This window comes from Tahibacter sp., assembly GCF_032229445.1.
Taxonomy (GTDB): domain Bacteria; phylum Pseudomonadota; class Gammaproteobacteria; order Xanthomonadales; family Rhodanobacteraceae; genus Tahibacter.
In genome coordinates this window covers 1-22,385 of sequence record NZ_JAVTWC010000085.1, presented here as the reverse complement: position 1 = coordinate 22,385, position 22,385 = coordinate 1, and the positions used below count along the sequence as shown (strand labels likewise).

14 protein-coding genes are annotated in these 22,385 nt (G+C 66.9%); 4 read left to right on the top strand and 10 right to left on the bottom strand.

What is annotated here, in order from left to right; all coding sequences use genetic code 11:
- Positions 1 to 55: 55 nt before the first annotated feature.
- From RUU78_RS14805 to RUU78_RS14790, 4 genes are all read right to left on the bottom strand, one after another.
- On the bottom strand, positions 56 to 433 hold the full coding sequence (locus RUU78_RS14805) for a DUF423 domain-containing protein (RefSeq protein ID WP_313917911.1): 378 nt from the start codon (positions 431 to 433) through the stop codon (positions 56 to 58).
- A gap of 11 nt (positions 434 to 444) precedes the next feature.
- Positions 445 to 954 carry a GNAT family N-acetyltransferase gene (locus tag RUU78_RS14800; RefSeq protein WP_313917909.1) on the bottom strand — a complete coding sequence of 170 codons (510 nt, stop codon included), beginning with the start codon at positions 952 to 954 and terminating at the stop codon, positions 445 to 447.
- Positions 955 to 965: 11 nt separating this feature from the next.
- Positions 966 to 1,736, bottom strand: coding sequence for a dimethylargininase (locus RUU78_RS14795; protein WP_313917907.1), 771 nt, complete (start codon positions 1,734 to 1,736; stop codon positions 966 to 968).
- Between the two features lie 85 nt (positions 1,737 to 1,821).
- Positions 1,822 to 2,247 carry a VOC family protein gene (locus RUU78_RS14790; protein ID WP_313917904.1) on the bottom strand — a complete coding sequence of 142 codons (426 nt, stop codon included), beginning with the start codon at positions 2,245 to 2,247 and terminating at the stop codon, positions 1,822 to 1,824.
- Between the two features lie 10 nt (positions 2,248 to 2,257).
- Here RUU78_RS14790 and RUU78_RS14785 point away from each other — a divergent pair, with 10 nt between their 5' ends.
- The 3 genes from RUU78_RS14785 (at position 2,258) to RUU78_RS14775 (ending at position 5,086) form a co-directional block, all read left to right on the top strand.
- Positions 2,258 to 2,983, top strand: a complete 726-nt coding sequence (locus tag RUU78_RS14785) for a helix-turn-helix domain-containing protein (protein ID WP_313917902.1) — start codon at positions 2,258 to 2,260, stop codon at positions 2,981 to 2,983.
- 133 nt (positions 2,984 to 3,116) lie between these two features.
- Positions 3,117 to 3,728 (top strand): hypothetical protein, encoded by a 612-nt coding sequence (locus RUU78_RS14780; protein ID WP_313917900.1) that lies wholly within the window; start codon positions 3,117 to 3,119, stop codon positions 3,726 to 3,728.
- Between the two features lie 98 nt (positions 3,729 to 3,826).
- Positions 3,827 to 5,086 (top strand): choice-of-anchor tandem repeat NxxGxxAF-containing protein, encoded by a 1,260-nt coding sequence (locus tag RUU78_RS14775; protein WP_313917898.1) that lies wholly within the window; start codon positions 3,827 to 3,829, stop codon positions 5,084 to 5,086.
- Between the two features lie 136 nt (positions 5,087 to 5,222).
- Here the strand turns inward: RUU78_RS14775 and RUU78_RS14770 are convergent, their stop codons facing one another.
- From RUU78_RS14770 to RUU78_RS14745, 6 genes are all read right to left on the bottom strand, one after another.
- Positions 5,223 to 8,750 (bottom strand): S8 family serine peptidase, encoded by a 3,528-nt coding sequence (locus tag RUU78_RS14770; protein WP_313917896.1) that lies wholly within the window; start codon positions 8,748 to 8,750, stop codon positions 5,223 to 5,225.
- Positions 8,751 to 9,257: 507 nt separating this feature from the next.
- The gene (locus RUU78_RS14765) at positions 9,258 to 10,517 is read right to left on the bottom strand and encodes a pepsin-like aspartic protease (RefSeq protein WP_313917894.1); all 1,260 of its coding nucleotides are present in this window, start codon (positions 10,515 to 10,517) and stop codon (positions 9,258 to 9,260) included.
- A 141-nt stretch (positions 10,518 to 10,658) separates the two neighbouring features.
- Complete coding sequence (locus RUU78_RS14760; RefSeq protein WP_313917891.1) at positions 10,659 to 13,247, bottom strand: glycosyltransferase; 2,589 nt, start codon at positions 13,245 to 13,247, stop codon at positions 10,659 to 10,661.
- Between the two features lie 103 nt (positions 13,248 to 13,350).
- Positions 13,351 to 14,076, bottom strand: a complete 726-nt coding sequence (locus RUU78_RS14755; protein ID WP_313917890.1) for a VTT domain-containing protein — start codon at positions 14,074 to 14,076, stop codon at positions 13,351 to 13,353.
- 179 nt (positions 14,077 to 14,255) lie between these two features.
- Entirely contained in the window at positions 14,256 to 17,888 is a 3,633-nt protein-coding gene (locus RUU78_RS14750) for a Calx-beta domain-containing protein (RefSeq protein ID WP_313917887.1), read from the bottom strand.
- A 443-nt stretch (positions 17,889 to 18,331) separates the two neighbouring features.
- The gene (locus tag RUU78_RS14745) at positions 18,332 to 18,799 is read right to left on the bottom strand and encodes a Dps family protein (RefSeq protein ID WP_313917885.1); all 468 of its coding nucleotides are present in this window, start codon (positions 18,797 to 18,799) and stop codon (positions 18,332 to 18,334) included.
- Positions 18,800 to 18,982: 183 nt separating this feature from the next.
- Between RUU78_RS14745 and hrpA the strand changes: the two genes are divergently transcribed.
- A partial coding sequence (hrpA, locus tag RUU78_RS14740; RefSeq protein WP_313917884.1) for an ATP-dependent RNA helicase HrpA occupies positions 18,983 to 22,385 on the top strand: 3,403 nt, incomplete at its 3' end.

The window sequence follows — 22,385 nt, the reverse complement described above, 5'->3', positions numbered from 1 at the left end:
TCCAACGACAGGTGGTGAGACCAGTACCGCACGCAGGGTCATCGCACTGTTCCCGCTACGCGCGCCGCCACACCGCCCGGGCCAGCACCAGCCATCCCGCGATCAGCGCCGTACCGCCCAGCGGTGTGATCGCGCCGAGCCAGCGCGGCGCGCCGAGTGCCACGGCGAACAAGGTGGAAGAAAATACAAGGCTTCCCGCGAGGAACAGCGCGGCGGCCAGCAGGGCGGGGCGCGACTGCGCCGTCTCGCCGTAGCGCGCGGCGAACAGTGCCGCGAGCACATGCCAGAACAGATAGCTGACCGCCGTCTGCCAGGTCGCGAGCTGCGCGGCACCCAGCGTGTCGCGCAGGGCGTGTGCGCCGAACGCGCCGAACGCGACAGCGAGCGCACCGGTGATCGCGGTGAGCAGCAGCAACGGACGCGCGGCGGTCATCGGCAGGGTTCTCAGAGGTCAGCGGCGAACAGCGAGGTGATATCGCCCGGTCTTGCTTCGAAATCCCTTTCATAGCGCAGGCCGATCTTTTCCAGCAGTCGTATCGAGCGCGCGTTCGCTGGCGTGACGATCGCGACGATGCGCTTCATTCCCAGGATGTCGCGCGCATGATCCAGCGTCGCGCGCGTCGCTTCTTCGGCATAGCCGCAGCCCCAGTGCGCCGGCAGGAAGGCGTAGCCGATGTCGACGTCGGCCAGCGTGTCGCGCTTGATCAGTCCGCACAGTCCGATCGCCTTGCCGCTGCTCTTGAGGTCAACGCGATACAGGCCGTGGCCGTGGCTCGCGTACATGGCGACAGGCCCGTTGGCGATGTAGGCGCGCGCGTCGTCGAGTGTACGCACGCCCTTGTCGCCGATGAATTCGAGCCAGGACGGTTCGTTGACGAGCTGGAGGATGAATGCGGCATCCGCTGCGTCGAGCCGGCGCAGTTGCAGGCGTTGCGTTTCGGCGACCAGGGTCATGCGTCGGACCTTCAATAGCGCAGCGACAGGCAGCTCAGGCCACCGTCCATCTTGCGGAATTCGCTCATGTCGAGCTCGACCAGCGCGTGGCCGAGTTCGCGTAGGCGCGCGGCCGTGCGCCGGTAGCCGCTCGCGAGGAACACCACGTCGTTCACGAGGACCGCATTGGCCGCATAGGCTTCGTCGGATTCGACGAGCACCGGTTCGAATTCGGCGAATGCCGGATCATCGGCCAGCGCGTCGATCAGCAGCAGGCGGCGCTCACCGAGCCAGCTCAATCCGCTCTTTAGGTGCAGGATGCCGTCGACACCACGGATATCGACGATGCTGCTGGTATAGCCCGCGGCCTGCAGCAGGGCGCCGAGCTGCGCGGCGCCTTCGGCGTTGGTACGCGCCGACAGGCCGATGAAGACGTGTTCGCCGGCTTCGCAGATGTCGCCGCCGTCGACTGTGCCCGGAGCGATGATGGTTTCCAGCGGCACGCCCTGCATGCTCAGACACTCGCGGACGGCCTCGGTCTCGCCGCGGCGGCTGTCGGCGCCCGGGCGCGTGATGACGCAGCAGCGCGGCAGCAGCACGGCCGTGTCTTCGACGAAAGTGGCGTCGGGGTGGCGCGCATCGGCGGGAAGTCGCGTCAGCTGCAGCCCGCAGCGTTCCAGCGCGGCGCAATACTGCTCATGTTGCGCGAGGGCCAGGGCGAAGTCGGGTGGGCCCAGGTCTTCGCGCGTAAGGCCTTCGGAAAAGTTCGCGCTCGGCGGGCGTACGATGGCGGATCGGAACATGCTGGTTGAAAGCACGGCGGAGCTCGCGATGGCGGGCTCCGCACGTTAGCGGCTTCGGTGACGCAAGGGAAGATCGGCGGGCAGGCTAGCGTGGCAGCGCACCGTCCGCGTACTGGGCCGCGAATTCACCACTTGGCGGGATCGGCGTGATGATGTCGATCAGCACGCCGTTCGGGTCTGCGGTGATGAAATGGCGCTGGCCGAACGCTTCGTCGCGCAATGAACGCAGTATCGGCAGGCCGGCGGCAATCATGCGCGCGTGCACCGCGTCGACGTCGTCGACCTCGAAGTTCAGCAGCAACCCGGTCGCCGTGCCGCGGCCGGCTTCGGGGATGGTCTCGTGGCGCCCGTCGAGCACGGCCAGGTTGACCCCCGCATCACCGGTCAGTTGCAGATGCACGTACCAGTCGCTCGTGAACAGGGCGACGAAGCCGAAGTGGGTCCGGTAGAACTGCGCGGTGGCAGCGACGTCGCCGGTCATGAGGACGGGGTAGTAGCTCGAGACTTTCACAGGACCTCCGGTGATTGCTCTGTTCGCGTCAGACGGTTGTCGTCGGGGCTTTTCGCATACAGACTGTATGTATCGGAAAATTAACATGCAGGCTGTATGTATGCAAGAAAGGCGATCCAATCGCGAACGCACCGACGCGACCCGTTCCGCGCTGCTGCAGGCCGCCCGCGCGCTGTTCGTGCGGCAGGGCTACGCGGCCACCTCTACGCCCGAGATCTGCGCCGCGGCCGGTATCACCCGCGGCGCGCTGTACCACCACTTTGTGGATAAGAAGGATTTGTTCCGCGCGGTGCTGGAACATGAGGCCGCGTCGGTCCGCGCCGGTATCGAAACCGCGGCGCCCGTCGGCGCGTCGCCGCGCGACGCGCTGGTCGCCGGTGCCGAGGCGTATCTCGACGCGATGACGCTGCCGGGACGGACGCGGCTGCTGCTGATCGAAGGACCGGCCGTGCTCGGTCTGGCCGAGCTGCGCGACCTGGACGAACGCCACGCGGCCGGCTCGCTCGCGGAGGGATTGCGTGCCGCGGGCGCCGGTGTCGACGCGGGCGGACCACCGCTTGCCGCGCTGTCGGCGCTGCTGTCGGCCGCGTTCGACCGCGCCGCGCTCGACATCGACGCGGGGGGCGATGCGCGCGCCCTACGCAAGGCGATGCGATGGCTGCTGTTGCAGACGCTGCCGGTCGAACGCCGCGCCGCCGCCGCAGCGCGATCGAAAACCGCGAAATCGCGACGCTGATGGGCGTGCGCCGTCGGCATTGCACGCGCCGTGAACACGGCGGTTTCGTGATGCGCGGTGCGCCTGCACCGAACCCGGCTTCACCGCCGGATCGGCGTATCGGACAATGCGGTGCCACCGCAAAGGCTTTCCGATGACCGGACACCATCGCGCACTCGTGCTGCAGGGCCGTCCCCGGCAACCACTGCGCACCCTGTTGATCTTTGTGGCCATCAGCGCCGGCGTCATCGCTGTCATTGTTCTTGCGCCGTACCTGATCGCCGATGCGACGCCACGCATGCTCGTGACCGTGGCTGTGCTTTATGCCGCGTTCCGTCTGCGTCGCCGCCAGTTTCCGCCGACGATCACGGCGCAACGCGCCGCGGCCGATGTGCCTTGGCGCGTGCGCGGCGAATTCCTGGGCGCCACCGTAGGCGTCGGCGACGACAGGACCGTCATCGCATCGGCGCTGGCGCACGACGGCGGCGTGCAGCTGAGCTGCGCTGGCGGCTCAACGCTGTGCATCGCGCCGGATCATTTCGACGCGCTGACCCTGCGCGAATTCCAGCGTCTGCTGGACAGCGACGGCGAGACAGATTTCTCGACCGTACCCGTCGCCGTCGATGCGGCACGCACGCGGCTGCAGCGGCATACGACAGCGAAGGCGCAGTTCCTGCGCTGGGCGGAGCGTCCGAGTTTCCTGGTCTGGATCATCGTGCTCGTTGCAATCGAGCTGCTCTGCGTGGTCGCGCTTTCGCGCGGATAGTTCGCGCTGGCCGGGCCGCCGCAATCACGCGACGTTATCGCGTGCCTGGGCTAGAGTCGTGCGCTGAACGCAACGTTCTACTGCACGAGGAACAGCGCATGACCCGCACGAACCTGACTGTTTCGCTCGCCTTCGCGGCCGCCGCCGCGCTCGCCGCGCCTGCGTTCGCGCAGCTGCCGGTCCATGCGCCGCCGCAGCTGCAGGCGCGCACCAATCTCCTCATCAACGACAACGGCTACAACCTGCCGCCGGGCTCGTCGTTCAACAGCATCAGTGCGGACATCGACGATGCCGGCCGCGTCGCGTTCCCGGTGCAGGTCGTGCCCAACGGCACGTCGAGCAGCGGCGGCGTCTGGTTCGGCCCCGGCGATGGCACCGGCAGCGTGACCTTCCTCGCACCGCAGGACGCCCTCATCAGTTCGTCGCTGCGCATGAACAACGACGGCCTGGTCGTGTTCACGCTGGTCGAAACCCCTGCCGCCGACGGCATCTACCGCTACGACCACGGGCTGCAGAACGCCGTACGCGTCAGTACCTCCCCAGTGTTCGCGAACAGCTATGGCTCGCCCGGCATCAACGCTGCGGCGCAGATAGGATTTCAGGCGAATTTCGCCAGCGGCCGTGCCTATGCCTCGGTGCCGGCTGCAGGCGGCGCGAGCGTGCATGTGACCGATGCGGCCCTCGATCCGGGCAGTAGCTATACCTTCCTCTACACGCCGAGCTTCGACGACGCGCGCGAGATCGTCGCCAAGGTCGCGACGTCCGCCGACTTCACCAGCAACACGGAAATCCGCCGCTTCGCGGTCGACGGCAGTTCCACGCGCGTGGCGGCGAACCGTGGCACCGATGGGGCCTCGCCGATCCGCCAGTTCGACAATTCCGTCGCGGTCAGCGACAGCGGACGTGTTGCGTTCATCGCCACGCGCGCGGACGACAGCCGCCGCGCCGTCTATCGCGCCGACGGCGCGACGCTGACCCCGATCGCTGTGGTTGATCCGGCCGGCACGATCCGCGAACTTGAGTTCTTTGCGCCGACCATCAACGACGCGGGGCTCGTCGCATTCCGCGCGCGCGATGCGAACGGGCAGGCCATCTATGTCGGCGACGGCACGACGCTGCAGCGCGTGGCCGGCAAAGGCGACGCCGTCGCGACCGATCTCGGGGCCGGCCAGATCGGCCAGAACAACAACGACTCGGTATTTTCAGGCGCGCCCATGCTCAACAACCGCGGTGATCTCGTGTTCATCGCGACCCTGCATCCGTTCGGACAGAACCAGGTCGAGTGGGGCACCGGCGTGTTCGTCGCCAAGGTGGCGGACCAGCTGTTTGCCGACGGCTTCGAGCAGCAGGCACGCTGATCGCGCCGGGGCGCCGCGCAGGGAGGCGGCGTGCGCCAGGTAGATCGGGAAGCGCCGCGGGCCCTGCGGACCGGAAAAACCAAAGGGCGCGGCATATGCCGCGCCCTTTGGGTATTACGCAACGCAGATCGCGTGGTTACGGTGTGCAGCGGTACAGCGGATCGTTCTCGAAGCCATCACTGAACAGCAGGTCGCTGGTAATGCGCATCTCATCGAGGAACGCACCGGCGAACTCGGCGCTGCCGTCGGCCGTCGCGCGCCAGCGGATTCGCACATTCTGGCCTGCATACGAGGCCAGGGTACGAGTGAACGGCTTGAACACGGCGATTGCGGAAGCATTGTTCGGATCCGCGTTCGAGGCTGCCGTGCTGACGCCCGTGAAGGCGCCGTGCGTGCTCGCATAGCCGCAGGCGTTGATCGGCGGGGTCAGCGTTTCGGCCAGTGTGCTCGGATAACCGCCGTCGGGCGGCAGGTCGTTCCAGGTCGCCCCGTTGTCGGTCGAGATTTCCAGCACCATGCCGTCCCACTGGTACTCGAAGTTGTAGCGCGCCTTGAAGTTCAGCGTCGCGCCCGCCGGGATCAGCATGGACGGCGTGGTCACCGCAGCGCAGATATCGGACGGATAGTTCACGTTGTCGTAGCCCGAGTGATAGCTCAGCGTGCCCGCGCTGGCTGCCGTATTCGTCACGTGCCACGGCGAGTCCAGCGTCGAGAAGATGCGGTTGTCGCCATCGTCGACGTAGGTGCTGCCGCGGATGCCGGACGGACCGATCGGCGTGCCGTTGACGATCTGGCTGGTCGGCGCGGAATTGCCGAGAGAGTCGGTCGCGGTCACGCGATAGAAGTACGGACTGCCGAAGCTGACGGCGAAGTCGTCGTACGTGGTCGTCGTCACGGCCGGCGCAAGGATCGACGGCGCGGTGAAATACGGGGTCGCGTCGCGCTGGACCGCATACGTCACACCGGGAGCTGCCGGGCAATTGGATGGCGCCGCGGCCCAGGCCAGACCGATCTTGCAGGTCGAGCCCTGGGTCGAGGTCACGGCGAGGCTGTCGTGATCGAATTCGGGCTGCAGGGTGCAGGCTGCGGTCGAGGTCACGTCGACGCAGGCGGATACGTCACCTTCGACATCGCCGGCAATGCCGCGAACCTTGTAGGCATAGACCTGGCCGGCGCGCGGCGTGGTGTCGAGCAGCGGGCTGGCCGTGCCATGACCCACCATGCGGAAGTCCGCTGCACTGGCCGCGGCGCAGGTGCCGTTGGCGCGATAGAGCTGGAACCCCTGGGCGCCACCGGCGCTGCTGAACGACACGCTGACCTGGTTGGCGCTGTTGACCGCGGCCAGCGCTGTGGGCGCCGGGAAAGCCGCCACGGCCGGCAGACCGAACGCACCGGAGACCGCCAGTGCATAGCCCTGACGATTCGTATTCGGACGCGAACCGCCCGGTACCGAGATGCCCTTGACGCGGAAGGTATAGCTGCCGGCCGTTGGCGCCGTCAGGCGGAACTGCTCCACCGTGTTGCGCACGTCCCCCGTGCCGCCGGTCGTGGACACGCCGCCCGTGAACACATTGCCGAGGTAGGTTCCGCCCGGACCGATGACTTCGAGGTCCAGGTTGTTGACGAGGCTGAGCAGGCTGCCCTGCTGCGCTTCGGTGTCGTACCAGGTCAGCGTGGCGCGCAGTTCCTGGCCGGCGGCGACGTTGGCGATGGTGTATTCGTTCTGGTCGCCGGTCTTGAGGCCGGCGGCCTGCGGACGTTCGAAGAGGCGCAGGCGGCGGCTGTCGTCGCCGCCGGTCAGCGTCGTGGCGAACCACAGGTTGGAATCCAGCCACATGCGGCCCCAGCCGTACCCGTTGCTGTTCCAGTTCGCCGCGCTGATCGCATTGGTGCCGTTGAGGATCACGGCCTTCATTGCCATGCCGCTCGGGCTGTACTGGTCGGCTGCCGTAGCCACGCCGCGCGGATAAAAGCCATCGGCGAAGAACTGGCGCAGCAGCGCAGCGTTGCCGGATACCGTCGGCGCCGACATCGACGTTCCGCTGAGGCTCTTGCTGAGCGGTGCTTCGGGAGTCGCGTTGGTGGTCGTATCGCCCGAGGCGGAAATCGTCGACGAACCCGGCGCCATCACATCGGGCTTGCGCCGGCCGTCCGCGGTCGGGCCGCGGCTGCTGAAGCCTGCGACAGTGACGGAGCCGCCATGGCCCAGCGCGCCGACCGTGATCGCGTTCTTGGCGTTGCCCGGCGAACCGGTGGTCTGGTTGCCCGAGCCTTCATTGCCGGCCGAAACGACGAAGATCATGTCTTCGGCCTTGCTCAGCGCGAAGTCGGCCTCGAAATCGTTGCCCGAGTAGATGCCGCCGGTCGCCGCGCCCCAGCTCGCGCTGTGGATGCGCGCACCGCCGGCGTAACCCTGCTGCAGGGTGCCGGTCAGGTCGGTGATCGAAAGGCAGCCCGAGGTGTCGTTGCCGATGTCGAGGAACAGCAGCTGCGCATTGGGCGCCATGCCGTCGGCCAGTTCATGGTTGGCGGCGGTAGGTGTCGAAGCGAGGTATGTGGTTGCGCCGAACGTGCCGGCCGCGTCGCCGAGCACCGTGCCGCTGGTATGCGTGCCATGGTAGCTCGTCGAGCTGCCGCCCGGACAGGTGGAGTTGTTGTCGAAGGCGGTCGCCCCCGGCTGTACCCAGTAGCCGATGACTTTCTGCGTCGGCGCGAGCGTGCCCGGGGTCGGCGGGGCCGGCGTCTGTGCGGTCGCGACCGCAGTCACCGGGCCGGTGCCCTTGTCGATCGTCGTGAACCAGGCTTCATTGGCATCGGCGCCCGAGTCGGACACGGCGACGATCTGGTTGCTGCCGAAGATGCCGTGATCCCAGATCGGCGTCTTGCCGGCCTCGACCGCGCCGTTACCCGGCTGGTTGACCAGGCTGTTGGCCTGGATGGCGCTGACGGCGCCGGCGTTCTCGAAGCCGGGCTGCCGGTACTGTGCAATCCACGACACGCCTTCCAGCGCCGTGGCGCCGCGCACGAGCGCGTCGAGCTGGGCCGCGCTGACGTTGGCGCGAACATACGGGTTTTCGTCGCGCGCATTGACGACGGTGATGCGTGCGCCCGGTGCCGCCTTGGTCAGGCCTTCAGCGATGCGTTCGGCCGACTCGCCGGAAAAGGCGAACACTTCCACATCGATACCGCCGGCCGGAGAGGCGACGAGGTCGGCGCGGGCGTCGGTATAGAGTGCCGGATCAAGCTTCATGCCCGGCTGGTACAGACCCGACCAGCGCACGCCCTGCTGACGGCCGAGCGCGTCGAACGTCGTGCGTTCGTCGAGCTTCACGATATAGGCATTGTTCGGCACGTAGCCGAGGATGCGCACGCCCTGCTTCTCGAGCCTGTCACGCGCTGCGGTGTCGCCTTCGACGAACTGCACGATCGCATAGCGCGCGAGCGATACGTTCGGCGCGGCGCCGGTCGACGCGAAGTCCACCTGTTCCTGAGTGGGATCGAAAGCGCCCGCGCGCGTGAGCAGCAGTCGGGTATTGGTGACCATGGCATCGGTCAATTGGTCCGGAGTGACGGTCTGCGGCGAGACGAGTCGAGGTCCCTGCGCGTAGACCGCGCCGGCAACCATGAGCAACGAGATCGCCGCGGCTAAGCGGTGGCGTTTCATGTTTCGATACTCCCTGGGAAGACGGATGGCGCGTGCGTACAGCGTCATCGAGTATGCGAGTGCCTCCGAACCGGGAAATCCATCTGGCGCCCTAGGTGCGGCGTCGTTCTTCAGGCGGAGTGCCGAAGGTCATGGTGGCGCCGAAGGTGGGCTTCGTGGCAATCAGAAACTGCATAATCATCAGTTCGATAGCGTATGGATTTTGCTTCCGCACGCATGCAAACCGGCCATCGATGAAGCGAATGCCACTGGCAAGCAGAGCCGTTCAGGGAAGCATCGTTCAAGCATGGTCGCAGCGCGGATTCCGCGTTGCGATCGCCTTCGCGCTAGCGGGCAAGCAATGCGGTGATCTCCACAACAATCGCTTTCGTCATCCACGATCTCTGTCGGTATGGCCGGACAATAGTCAGGTTGCCTGCGCCGGTGTCGCTGTCTACGGGTGCTCGAAGTCATCGCTCAACTGGCGATGCGTTGTCACGACGAACCTTCGCCATGTCGTGCGGGGCGTCAGGTAGTGCCGCTCCGGGCCTTCGCTAACCGCACGCGGTTGGCGCGCCGGTCAAAGATGCAATAGCGACCACTCAGCAGCGGCAATCCGAGCACGTTCTGGTTCGGCCAGCCTGGCACCTGGCGCAGCAGCAGGAACAGGCTCTGGCCTGCATGCAGGGCATTGCGCTGCCAGTAGTGGCTGGGTTCGCAGCGCAGGCAGGTTTCGCTGCCGTCAGGCGCTTCCAGGCGCAGATGCAGGGCGGGCCAGTCGGCCTCGTCGATGGCCGCGTTCGGCAGGCCCTGTTCGATCTTGTAGGCCTCGTTGAAGCGGGCGACGAGGCCGGGCAGGCGCGCATCGTGCGCCGCGAAGGCATCCATCACCGCGTCGTAGAGCGATGCTTCCAGCATGATGAAGCTGCTGCCGGTATCGATGATGGCGTTGCTCGCGTAGTTCGCCTGGTATTGGGGCAGCAGCGCGGGCGCGGGCAGCGGTGACTGGTCGCCGACCTGCAGTGAGATCAGGTTCGCGTTGTAGTAGATGTCGTGGACGATGCGCAGGTCGGCGAAGCCGCCCTCGTAGAGATCCTGGCATTCCTCGCCGCCGCCCAGCACGAGCGTGCCGCGATTGAGCGGATCGCGTTCCAGGGTTTGGGCCGTGGCTTCGTCGTCGAGCACATGCACGATGGCGCGGCCGATCTGCAGCGCGAAGCGGTCGCGGAATACCCCCTGTCTTTCCAGCGCGCTGAACAACGGCTCCAGCTCCACGCGGGGTTGCTGGTCGAGGGTCTGGTGGAACTCGGCCTGCTGCTGCGCATCGGCGGCGGCATAGGGCCAGGGCCAGGTCAGTGCCGGATCATGGCCCTGTGCGGCGAGCAGGGCGGACAGATCATGCGCCGGGTCAAGGTGTCGATAGGCCATGCCCCAGATGCCGTCGGCATCGCGGAAAAAGTCCGCCGCGGCGTTCTCGACATGGGCGAAGACCGCATTTTCCACAGTGCGAAACTGTTCACGATCGCCGAAGCCGACGCGCGAACGCAGTACGGGGCCGGCCCAGTTGCCCTTGCCGTAGGTGATCTGCTGTGCCAGCGCGGTCGCGCTCAACGCCGTGTCGCGGCCGGGGTCATAGCGGACACCGGTCACGGCCAGCGAGCTGCTGCCCGTGTCGAGCAGCACGTTGGCGCGACAGCCCTCGCTGCCGAGCTGCAGCGCGACGCTGTAGCCGCCCTTGGCGTAGGCGAGGGTCGTGGGCAGCTTCAGCAGTCCGGCGGTTGCGCGCATGGGCAGATATCCAGGCGAGTGAGGAAAGGGAGAAAGCCACGCTTTGCTTTCTCGCATTTCCCGCGACTTCGCGCCAGCGCCATCGCGATGTCGGACGCGCTACGCGCGGCCTGCAACGCCGGCCAGCGCGCGTGACGGCACTCAGCCGGCCTGCTCGCCGGCGCGGTGCGCGATCCAGGCGCCGATCAGCGCCGAGGTGTAAGGAATCGCCTGCGCGCCGAGGATGACCATCCACAGCTTGCCTTCGGTGTACTGGAAGCCGAACGACAGCATCATGCCGACGATCGCGCAGATCAGTGCGACGAACATCAGCAATTCCTCGCGTACCGAGCTGAACGCACTGGGCCGGTTCGACAGGCGCCGGCTCTTGGCCGTGCGCACGAACTCGCCTTTTTTCTTGATCAGGCCCATGAAGATGCCGCGCGCGATCGCGTGGCTCAGCGCCATGCTCGCGATCGCGGCCATGATCGTGTCCTTCCACGAACACGGTACGCGCACGCGATACAGCGCGATGCCGAATATCGCCTTGGAAATGAAGAAACCCATGATCGGGATCAGGAACAGCTGCAGCGGCAGGTTGAAGTACTTCGGCAGCGACAGCATCAGCGCGGTCCAGAACAGCGCCATCATCGTGAACACGAGATGCAGCGCGTCGGCGAACCAGCTGAACCAGCCGGTCAGGAAATGGAAACGCTGGCCGGCGCTGAGCGGGCCCTTGCGCGTGAGCCAGCTCCAGCGCCCCTTGAGGATCTGCATCGCGCCGAAGGCCCAGCGATAGCGCTGCGACTTGTACGCGGTGAAGTCGGCCGGGGTCAGGCCGCGACCCATGATCTCGTCGACGTAGACCAGCTCCAGACCTTCCTGCATCAGGCGCAGGCCGAGTTCCGCGTCTTCGCAGATGGTCCATTCCGACCAGTTGCCGGTGCGCTCGAGCACGTAGCGCCGGACCATGGTCATGGTGCCGTGCTGGATGATGGCGTTGCGCTCGTTGCGATGATGCATGCCGATGCGGAAGAAGCCGTCGTATTCCCAGTTGGTCATGCGGCGGAATTCGTTGTGTTCCCAGTCGCGGTGCGCCTGCGGGCATTGCACCACGGCGATTTTCGGATCGTGGAAATAGCCGGTCAGCGCCTTGAGCCAGTCGGCGCGCACCGCGTAGTCGGCATCGACTGCGGCGATGACTTCGGCGCGCGGATCGGTTTCGGTCAGGCCGAAGTTCAGTGCGCCGGCCTTGAAGCCGGGCCACGGGCTCAGGTGGAAGAAGCGGAAGCGCGGGCCGAGCTTGGCGCAGTGCTCTTCCACCGGCTTCCACACCGCTTCGTTCTTGGTGTTGTTGTCGAGCACGAGAACTTCGAAGTTCTCGTAGTCGAGCGCGGCGAGGGAGTCGAGCGTGAGGATCACCATCTCCGGCGGCTCGTTGCAGCAGGCCAGATGGATGGAGACGAAGGGCTGGCGCTCGTCGGGCGCCGGCGTCAACAGGCCGTAGCCGCGCAGCCAGCTGCGGCGCCAGATCACTTCGGTGAACTCGAACGCGTTGATCAGCAGGATGCCGATGATGGCCAGCTGCGCCGGCATCAGCACGCCGAGCATGGCCCAGTCGATCGGATCCAGATAGAAGGTGTACGGCACCGTGGTCGACCACACCAGCACGCCGGCAGAGAGCTGGATCAGGCTGAGGAAGAACAGCCGCCCGGCGACGCGGAAGCGCGTGAAGGCCCAGGCGAACCAGATCATCGGAAACAGCGCGAGTCCCGACGCGGCGAACGCCTTCCATGGCCAGCTCGGGTCTTCGATGACCGGACCGACCATGGAGAACTTCGGATTGCGGTCGGCGCCGAACACGCCCCAGTAGGCTTCCGCACGGCCGCCGGTTTCTTCCTTCCACGGCTGGTCGAACGCTTCCATGATGTAGTAGTCGAGCCCCTGGTCGCGTGCGACGTTGAGCCACTCGCGGATGAAGTGGGCCTCGTCGGCCAGGGTCGGATCGGCGAAGCGCTTGCGGTCGCCGTAGCTCGGCCAGCCGATTTCGCCGATGACGATCTTCTTGTCGGGATACAGCCGGCGCAGCTCGTTGTAGTTGCCGAGCGCGAAGCCGATCGCATCCTTGCGCGGCACGCCTTCCCAGTACGGCAGCAGGTGCAGCGTGATGAAGTCGACGTGTTTGACCAGCTCGGGATACTTCAGCCAGATGTGGATCGGTTCGGCGGTCGAGACGGGCTGGCGGATGGCGGCGCGCGCGCGGTCGAGGTAGTCGATCATCTGCTCGACCTTCAGATCGTCGCGCAGCATGGTTTCGTTGCCGATCATGACGCGGTCGATGTTCGGCCAGCGCCGCGCGGCGCTGATGACGGCTTCGAGTTCGATCTCGTTGTGTTCCATGCGCCGGTCGAGCCAGGCGCCGGCCAGGACATCCAGGCCCAGGTCGCGTGCCAGGCGCGGGATCTCGGCACTTTCCAGCGAGGAGTAGGTACGCACGCGCTTGGCGTGCTTGGCGATGATGCGCAGGTCCGAGGCGAGCTCGTCTTCGTTCGGATAGTTGTCGCGCAGCGGACTCTGATAGCGCTGGAACGCGGAGAACGCAAAGCCTTCGATCTTGCCTTCCCAGTTCGCGATCTGCGCGGGTCGGTTGATGTAGGCCCACAACGCGATGTTGAGCCCCACGATGACGAGAGCGAGGAGGACGGCACTCCACAGCGATTTCAGGACAGCAGCGGGCTGTGGATTGCTCAAGACAAACCTCGGAAAGAGCAGCGGTCATGCAAAGTGGCGCGCAGGATAGCCCATGCGCGAAGCCGCTCACAACGCGACCTCCGGCGCGGTCTCAACACCATTTTCAGGAGCTTGGCGGGGTATGCGTGCGTGCTGCCCGACGGGCGCGCCAGCGGTTGAGCACGATCGGCAGCAAGGCGAGCAGGGCCATGCCGAACATCGGGCCGATGAACCAGGGATCGGCGAGCAGATGACTGTCGATGGTGCCGTTGCGGGCGAGGTTCTGCGCCAGGCCCGCGCCGAGCAGGCTTTCGATCGTCGTGGTCACCGAGCCGCCGACCGCCGTGGCCAGTACGAACAGCCAGGGCGGGCAGCGCAGCCAGGCCAGCGCGACGGTGACGCCGCCGAATGGGAACACAGGCACCAGGCGCAGGAAGAAGGTGTAGCTGTGCGGGTGGGCGTGATAGCTCTGGCGCAAACGCTCGACCAGGGCTGGTGCGCGCCCGGGCTGGTCGCCGCTGAAGGCGAAGCGGCTGGCCGCATAGAGCACGCTGGCACCGAGAATCACGCCGATCGACGACAGCACCGCGCCGAGCAGTCCACCGAACAGCATGCCGCCCGCAAGGATCAGTACGACCGTGCCCGGAATGCCGGTGGCGATGGCGGCGGTGATGATGCCGACGTGGACCAGCGCAGCAAGCAGCGGACGCGTCGCGATCTGCTCCTGCAGCAGATGCTGCTCCGCGGCGATCCCGCTAGGCCCGAAGCGGTCCAGCACGCCCGAGGCGAACAGCCCGACACCGATCAGGACCAACAGCAACAGCGGAGCGAGCGAACGTAGACGTTTCATGCCTGGGGTGTCGTTTTGCCGCGTAGGGTATTGCAGCGCTGCGTGCTGGCCGGCGCAGACGGGGGCCGACTCGCCGTGCTGCAGCGACCTGATCGGGAGCGTGCGCTGCAAGCGCCGCAAAAAAAAGGGGGCCGGTTTCCCGGCCCCCTCGCGTGAAGCTCGGCGCTGAGTCTAGCCGATCACGGCGCGGTCTCGAAGCCGTCGCCGAAGATGCGGTCGGTGGCGAGCACGAAGACCAGGCCGTCGTGGTCGGACACGCCGATCGCGATGTTCGGGCAGCCCGGAGGGACTGTTGCCGGCAGCGTCGGAATCACATTGCACAGGCGTTCCCATTCGTTGGGCGCGTCGTTGGCGGCGCGGCCATAGTCGAAGCCGGCGAACAGGCGGCGCGCAGTGACGTTGAGCAGGGCATGGTCGAGCGACTGCTGGGTCGGCAGGTCGCGCGTGTTGAAGCCCTGGAAGGTGCCGAAGTTCTCGGTGAACAGGAACGAGTAGCGCTCGTTCTCCGGCACCGACATCACCGCGTTCCACAGCGACGGGCTGACCACGGTGTTGCCGGCGTAGTCGAGCAGGTTGGCGGCGTCGTCGTGCTTGCCTTCCATCATGCCGAGCATGTGGGTCCAGCCGTCGCTGAACTGGTAGTCGTTGAAATCGCCGACGACGGTGAGAATCCGGCCCGGATGGGCGAGCTGGAAGGCCTGGATCTGCTCGGCGTGGTACTTGCCCTGGTTGAAGCGCTTGAGACGGTTGCGGTCGACATCGGCCTGGACGCAGCTCGCGCCGCCGGTCTGGTCTACGCAACTGCGCGACTTCGGATGCACGACCATGACGCCGAACGGAATGTTGCCGTTGGCGGTGAAGGTCGCCTCCAGCAGCAGCGGCGGACGGTCGTGCAGCAGCGCGGTCGGGCTGCCGGTCGGGTCGTTCCAGGTCAGGGTCTTGCCGAGCTGGGTGACGGTGTCGATCGTGACGCGGTCGTTGCGCACGAGGAAGCCGACGTCGATGCCGCCGATGTCGTTGCCTTCCTCCAGGCGTGCCGAATAGACCACGCCGGTGTCGGCCTGGATGCGCGTCGCCAGCGCCTGCAGCACGGCGAGGTTCTCAACCTCGACGACGCCGAGGACATCGGGCAGCAGCAGCACTTCGCTGACGTACCTGGACAGACGCGCGACCTTGTAGTTGAAGCCGTCGACGGTCGGGGTCGGCGCTAGGCAGGGGTCCGAGCCGGTGCCGTTGTTGGTCGTGTCGCAGTAGCGCAGCATGTTGAACGAACCGATGCGCAGATCGGCGGAGCCGTTGGAGGCGCGCACCGGACGCGGCACCTGTGCCGCTTGGGTCACCGTGAATTCGGTCGCCCACAGTTCGTAGTCGCCGAAGTCGTAGCCCATCACGCCGGTGGCGGAAAAGCGCGTGCCGCCGGTGATCGGGGTGTCGACCGGCACGGCGCCGAAATAGTCCGCGTCGAGTTCGAACAGCTCCGGATTGCCATCCCACTGGCCCGCGGCCAGGTTGCCGGCGGTCGGCACGAGCGGATACAGCAGACCGGGCTCGCGCACGCCGCGGCGGCCGTTGGCGGTGATGAACACCTCGGCGAAGGATTCCGTCGCGGGCGAACCGAAGCGCTGGTTGCCGGTGCTGACGAGACCGTCGGCGATATGCACGCGCATGAACTCGAAGCACTCGTAGTTGCTGCCGCTGGTGACACAGGTCGGGTTAGCCGGATCGGATGAGGGCACGGTGGCGTTGAACTCGACTGCGGTCGGCAGCGGATTGCCCGAACTGACGAACGTGACGGTCGCTGAACCGATCTCGGTCAGGCCATTGAATTCCAGCGCGGTACCCGAGACGTTGACCATGTCGCCGACGAACACCGTCGGCGTGCTCGACGTGAACACGTAGATGCCTTCGGATGTATTCGGGTCGGCATCGGCGCGTGCGTCGGGCGCCTGCATCGTGAAGCCCTGCGGTCCCCTGCCGGTGACGACGTTGTTGAGCGTCAGCACGGGCTGGTTGACCAGCGGGCCGGCGAGGCCGGTGCCCTGGATGTCGTGGATTTCGACCGCGTCGTCGTTGGTGATGGTGCCGGTGGCCGTCAGCGTGGCGCCGGCGGTGGCGTTGACCAGGTTGCTCAGGGTCACAGTCAGCGTTTCGTTCGCTTCCGCCGTGGTGTCGCCGTTGACGATGACGAAAAACGAACCTGTGGTCTGGCCGGCGGCGATGCTGGCGCTGGCATTGACAAAGGCGATGTAGTCGCCGGGTGCGGTGGCGGTGCCGTCGGCCGTATTGATGGTGAAGTTGACGCCGCCAGCGGGGGCCGGGCCGCTCAGTGTCAGCGGGAACTCAATGCCGGTCTGGCCGCTGTTGCCCTCGACGACGCTGGCGTTGCCGACGGTCAGGGTCGGGAATGCGTCGTCGTTCGTGATCGTGCCGATGCCCTGGCCATCGGCGATCTGCGTTCCGATCGGCGAGAGGGTGAGGTTGACGAAGAACTGCTCGTTCGGCTCGACTGTGGTATCGCCGTTGACGGTGATGTCCACGGTGGCCGTGGTCTGGCCCTGCAGGATGGTGACGGTGCCGCTGGCGGCGAGGTAGTCGTTGTTCGCGACGGTGGCTGTGTCATCGCCCGTGCTGTACGACACGACGTAGCCGCCGGCCGGCGCGGCGACGCTGGACGTGATGGTGAACTGCGCCGCGACCGTGCCGCTGTTGCCTTCGGTCACGCTGGCATCGTTGATCGACAGCTGCGGCAGTACCGCGTCGTCGTTCGTGATGGTGCCCTGGCCCTGCGTGTCCGTGCCGGTCGCGCCGGTGATGCCGGTCACGTTGACGAGGAAGGTTTCGTTGGGCTCGATGGCCGAGTCGCCGTTGACGGTGACATCGAACGTGTAGCTGGTATTGCCGGCGGTGATGGTCTGTCCGATCAGTGACCGGGTGACATAGTCGGCGTCGGCCGTAGTCGCGGTGCCGTCGGCGGTCGCGATGTCGAAGGTGACGCCGCCGGCCGGTGCCGGTGCGTCCAGACTCACGGTGAAGCTAGCGAGCACCGTGTTGCCGGTCGCGCCTTCGACCACGCTGACGTCGTTGATCGTCAGGTTCGGCGGCGGAATCGTGCCGCTCGGTGTCAGGCTGAAATCGTCGATCGCCAGGCCGTCGTCGGCGCCGCTCGCGTTGAAGTCTCTCCAGCGGATCCAGAACGTCGTGCCGTTCGCGATCGTGAGGCCGCTGATCGAGGCGCTGACCGCGGTGCGGTTCGTTGCGAGATTGCCGTCGAGTGCGCCGGCCGTCGCCGCGGTCTTGATCGGATTGGTGAGGTTCAGCGAGGTCGCGGCGATCCACGTGCCCGTGCTCAGGCTGGTCGCGTCGGTGCTGTATTCGAAGTCGAGGCGGTCGTCGCGCGCGGCCGCGGTGTTGCCGATGCGCCATTGCTCGCCGGCGAATGCGATCGCGAGCGTGTCGATGGTCGCACCGGTGTTGTTCGTGAATGCCGCGCCCAGCGACGGAATCACGGTGCCGCTCTGCAGGCCGCCGAACGCGCGTTCCGTGTTGGCGCTCGCGCCGTAACTGTAGGTGTTGCCGCCGTTGTCGGAGCCTGTGCTGGCGGCATAGGTCGTGTTGGCGCTGCCGCCGGTTTCGAGGAACGCCCAGCCCGCCGGAACCGTGGTGTTCGTCGTGCCGGCGTTGGCCAGAGTATTGAAGTCCTGCGTGTAGGGAGAACCCAGCGCGGTAAGGCTGACCTGCGCGCTGACCGGGCCGGCAAGCCCGAATACCGCGAGCGCAAGCGCCCAGCGTGCCGGTGAAACGACAGATTTCATACGCGAACCCCTGAACAAGTAGTGCCTGGAATGGGCCCGGGCCATGCTCGGCTCCGGCATCGTCGACGACGAAACGACCGCTCCGCCACGGTGCTCCGGCATACGGCGATGCCGCTGGCAGAACGTGGCGAACGGGCCGTGGGCCGCGTCGGAATCCTGCTTTCGTCGCGCGCCGCGCCTGCGGCCGCGCTTTCCCGCTGCGTACGGCCAGTCCGGCCGCTACGTGCGGCTGGTCCGCCGCCACGGGACAGAAACGTCCAGCCTGGACGCCCCCATCGAAAGATCGCGCAGGCTAGCACGGGCTTTTGACGATTTCATGTCCATGCGCCGTACCTGCCGCCCAGTCCGCCAGACACGTCTTGGACGCTATCCGGATGTTTACGCGCTGCGCGTCGCGCATGGGGACGAAAGCGCGGCGGCGCTGCGCCGCCGCGCCGCGCTGTTCAGGCCAGCAGCGAGCGCAACATCCAGGCAGTCTTCTCGTGCGCCTGCATGCGCTGCGTGGCGAGGTCGGCGGTGGGCTGGTCCGAGGCCTTGTCGGCGATCTGGAACAGTTCGCGCGCGGTGCGGGCGACGGTTTCATGGCCGTCGACGAGCTGGCTGACCATCTCGCGCCACTCCGGCACGCCGGTTTCTTCCTTGATCGTCGACAGCTTCGCGAACTGCGAGCCCGAACCGGGTGCCATCACGTCGAGCGAGCGGATGCGTTCGGCGATCTGGTCGAGCGAGAGCCACAGTTCGTTGTACTGCGTCTCGAACATCAGGTGCAGCGTGTTGAACATCGTGCCCGTGATGTTCCAGTGGAAGCCGTGGGTCTTCAGGTAAAGCGTGTAGCTGTCGCCGAGCAGGCGCGACAGGCCCTTGGCGATCGCTTCGCGGTCTTTCTTGGCAATGCCGATATCGATACCCATGTGCAGACTCCTGCTGTTGAGAGGTGTGTCGTGGCGAGGCCTGGTCTTGTCAGGCCTGGTGTTGTTCGGGCGAGACACTTTACCGCGCCGGCCGGGTCGCCGGACCCGCTGACGACGATGGTCGCGACAGGCAGACGCTATGATTACCGGTTCCTTGGGCCGCGGCCCCGAGTCCTATCTGTGATGGCTGACAAGAATCCTCCTCCTGCGGCCGACGCCGCCCGGCCCGTACCGCATCCGGCCGCCGCGCGGCTGGCGGCGCAACGCAAGGCGCTCGACGGCGTCCTGGTGCGCGATGCCGCGCGCCTGCTCGGCCGTTGGCGCCGTTTCAACGACAATCCGGCGCAGGTCAGCGACGAGCAGCTGACGCGACTCGCTGCCGACATCGCCGCCTCGTGCGCGCGCCGCGCCGCGCGTGCCGCGCGCGTTCCCGAGATCCGTGTCGACGAAAGCCTGCCGATCGCGGCGCGCGCCGATGAGATCGTCGCGCTGATCCGCAAGCACCAGGTAGTCGTGCTGGCCGGCGAGACCGGCTCGGGCAAGACCACCCAGCTGCCCAAACTCTGCCTGGCCGCGGGCCGTGGCGTCGCCGGCCGTATCGGCTGCACCCAGCCGCGCCGCATCGCCGCGCGCAGCGTCGCGCGCCGCGTGGCGCAGGAACTCGGCAGCGAAGTGGGCAAGCTCGTCGGCTTCCAGGTGCGCTTCAATGACCAGGTGTCGGAAGAATCGCTGATCAAGTTCATGACCGACGGCATCCTGCTCGCCGAGACGCAGAGCGATCCGTGGCTCAACGACTACGACACCATCATTCTCGACGAGGCGCACGAGCGCAGCCTCAACATCGATTTCCTGCTCGGCTATCTCAAGCGCCTGCTCGCCAGGCGGCGCGACCTCAAGCTCATCGTCACCTCGGCGACCATCGACACCGCGCGCTTCGCCGCGCATTTCGGCAACGCGCCGGTGGTCAGTGTCGAAGGGCGCAGCTATCCGGTCGAGGTGCGCTGGCGTCCACCGGTCGCCGAAGCAGCCGCGACCGGCGGCGACAAGGGCCGCGCGACGCCTGATCGCACCGAACTGAGCCTGACCGAACAGATCGTTGCGGTGGCCGACGAGATCACCTCGGAAGATCCGCGTGGCGACGTACTGATTTTCCTGCCGGGCGAACGCGAGATCCGCGATGCGCACCTGGCGCTCGCGCGGCGGCTTTACCGCGCCACCGAAGTGCTGCCGCTGTATGCGCGGCTGTCGGCCAATGACCAGGACCGTGTGTTCAAGCCCGGCCCGCAGCGGCGCATCGTGCTCGCGACCAATGTCGCGGAAACCTCGCTGACGGTGCCGCGTATCCGCTACGTCATCGACAGCGGCACGGCGCGCGTGAAGCGCTATTCGCCGCGCACCCAGCTCGAACGCCTGCACATCGAACCGATCTCGCAGGCCGCCGCCGAGCAGCGCAAGGGACGCTGCGGCCGGGTTGCCGCGGGGGTGTGCTTCCGGTTGTACGGTGAGCAGGATTTTCAACAGCGGCCGCGCTATACCGACCCGGAAATCCTGCGCAGCTCGCTGGCCGGCGTGATCCTGCGCATGCTGAATCTCAAGCTCGGCGAGGTCGACGAATTTCCATTCGTCGAGGCGCCGCCGGAGCGCGCGATCGGTGACGGCTACCGGCGCCTGACCGAACTCGGCGCGATCGACGAGCACAAGCGCCTGACCGCGGTCGGCCGCACCATGGCGCAGCTGCCGATCGATGTGGCGCTCGCGCGCATGCTGATCGAGGCGAAGCAGCGCGGCGCGCTGCGCGAACTGCTGATCCTCGCATCGTTCCTCAGCATCCAGGATCCGCGCGAGCGCCCGGCCGATGCGCGCCAGGCCGCCGATCAGGCGCATGCGCAGTTTGCCGACAGCCGTTCGGACTTCGTCGCCGTGCTCAAGCTGTGGCAGGCGCATGCGGGTGCGCACGAAGAGCTGAGTCAGGCGCGCCTGCGCGACTGGTGCCAGGCGCGGTTCCTGTCCTACCTGCGCATGCGCGAATGGCGCGAGCTGCATCGCCAGCTGCTGGTGCAGGCGGAGGAGCTGGGCTGGGATCTGGCCCGCCTTTCTCACCCCCCTTCTACTGCGGCCGCCGATACGCTCGCCCTGACGCGCACTGCTCCCTCGTGTCGGCTCGACGTAGTGTCGGCTACGCCTTCGCCGTCACTCAGTCCGCGGCGCGCATCAGGACGGCGTCTCGACGGCCTCGCTACGAACGGGCGTGAAAAAGGCGGGCTAGCCGGAGGCCATCTGACGCCGCCGCCATCGGCGGCCGATGCCGAGGCAGCCACGGCGCCGCTGCTCGATGCGCCGGGTTACGAACAGGTACACCGCTGCCTGCTGTCGGGCTGGCCGACGCAGGTCGGGCGCAAGGACGAACGCGGCCAGTATCGCGGTACGCGCGAGCGCCGGTTCCAGGTGTTTCCGGGTTCGTTCCTGGCCAAGTCGCCGCCGCAATGGCTGCTGGCGGGGCAGATTATCGATTTGCAAAAAGTGTACGCAATGCTCAATGCGCGGGTCGAACCCGAGTGGATCGAGCAGCAGGCCGAACATCTGGTCAAGCGCAGCTGGCGCGATGCGCACTGGTCGCGGAAGCGCGGCGCGGTCATGGCCTACGAGCAGGTCAGCCTGTTCGGGCTGATCCTCGTGGAAAAGCGCGCGGTGCAGTACGGCGCGCAGGAGCCGGCACTCGCACACGAAGTCTTCCTGCGCGAAGCGCTCGCGCGCGGCGAGATCGATGCCAAGGCCGATTTCGTGCGCGCCAATGCGCGCGTGCTGGCCGAGGCGCAGGAGCTCGAAGCCAAGCAGCGCCGCGCCGGTCTGGTCAGGGACGAAGCGGCGCTGGTCGCTTGGTTCGCCGGCAAGCTGCCCGCCGACATCAGCACGGCCGCGGCGCTGGACGGCTGGTACCGCCGTGCTTCGCCGGAGGAACAGGCCGCGCTGCGCTGGTCGCTGGATGATGTTCTGGGCGGCCAGGCCGGCGTTGCGGCACAGGACTATCCGACACGGCTCGAGGTCGGCGGGCACAAGCTCAAGCTCGAATACCGCTTCCTGCCGAACGATCCGGCCGACGGCGTCAGTCTGCAGCTGCCGCTGGCCTACGTGAACGCCGTGCCGGCGGCGCGCTGCGAGTGGCTCGTGCCGGGCCTGCTCGTCGAAAAGGTCGCTGAACTGATCCGCAGCCTGCCCAAGGTGCTGCGGCGCAATTTCGTGCCGGCACCGGACTTCGCGCGGGCCTTCGCCGCCAGTGAAGCGGTGCGCGACGAACCGCTCGCGCGCGTGCTCGCGGCGTATCTGCAGCGCGTCACCGGCGTGGCTATCGGCGAGGCCGACTTCGCCAGCGCGGAGCTGCCGGCGCACCTGCGCATGCATTTCCGTGTCTATGACGAACAGGGGCGCACGCTGGAACAGGGCCGCGACCTCGCGCTGATCCAGTCCAACTGGAGCGGTGCCGCGCGCGCCGGGGTCTCGCGGCCGGCCGGGGGGGCCCAGACGCGCGCGGGTGTCGAGACCATGGAATTAAACCGCAATCCAGACACTATCGTCAGCCACGGCCCCC

Coding starts and splice junctions, on each gene's coding strand:
- RUU78_RS14795 (WP_313917907.1), bottom strand. CDS start 1,736: ATGTTCCGATCCGCCATCGTACGCCCGCCGAGCGCGAACTTTTCCGAA.
- RUU78_RS14750 (WP_313917887.1), bottom strand. CDS start 17,888: ATGAAATCTGTCGTTTCACCGGCACGCTGGGCGCTTGCGCTCGCGGTA.
- RUU78_RS14805 (WP_313917911.1), bottom strand. CDS start 433: ATGACCGCCGCGCGTCCGTTGCTGCTGCTCACCGCGATCACCGGTGCG.
- RUU78_RS14775 (WP_313917898.1), top strand. CDS start 3,827: ATGACCCGCACGAACCTGACTGTTTCGCTCGCCTTCGCGGCCGCCGCC.
- RUU78_RS14745 (WP_313917885.1), bottom strand. CDS start 18,799: ATGGGTATCGATATCGGCATTGCCAAGAAAGACCGCGAAGCGATCGCC.
- RUU78_RS14765 (WP_313917894.1), bottom strand. CDS start 10,517: ATGCGCGCAACCGCCGGACTGCTGAAGCTGCCCACGACCCTCGCCTAC.
- RUU78_RS14800 (WP_313917909.1), bottom strand. CDS start 954: ATGACCCTGGTCGCCGAAACGCAACGCCTGCAACTGCGCCGGCTCGAC.
- RUU78_RS14780 (WP_313917900.1), top strand. CDS start 3,117: ATGACCGGACACCATCGCGCACTCGTGCTGCAGGGCCGTCCCCGGCAA.
- RUU78_RS14755 (WP_313917890.1), bottom strand. CDS start 14,076: ATGAAACGTCTACGTTCGCTCGCTCCGCTGTTGCTGTTGGTCCTGATC.
- RUU78_RS14770 (WP_313917896.1), bottom strand. CDS start 8,750: ATGAAACGCCACCGCTTAGCCGCGGCGATCTCGTTGCTCATGGTTGCC.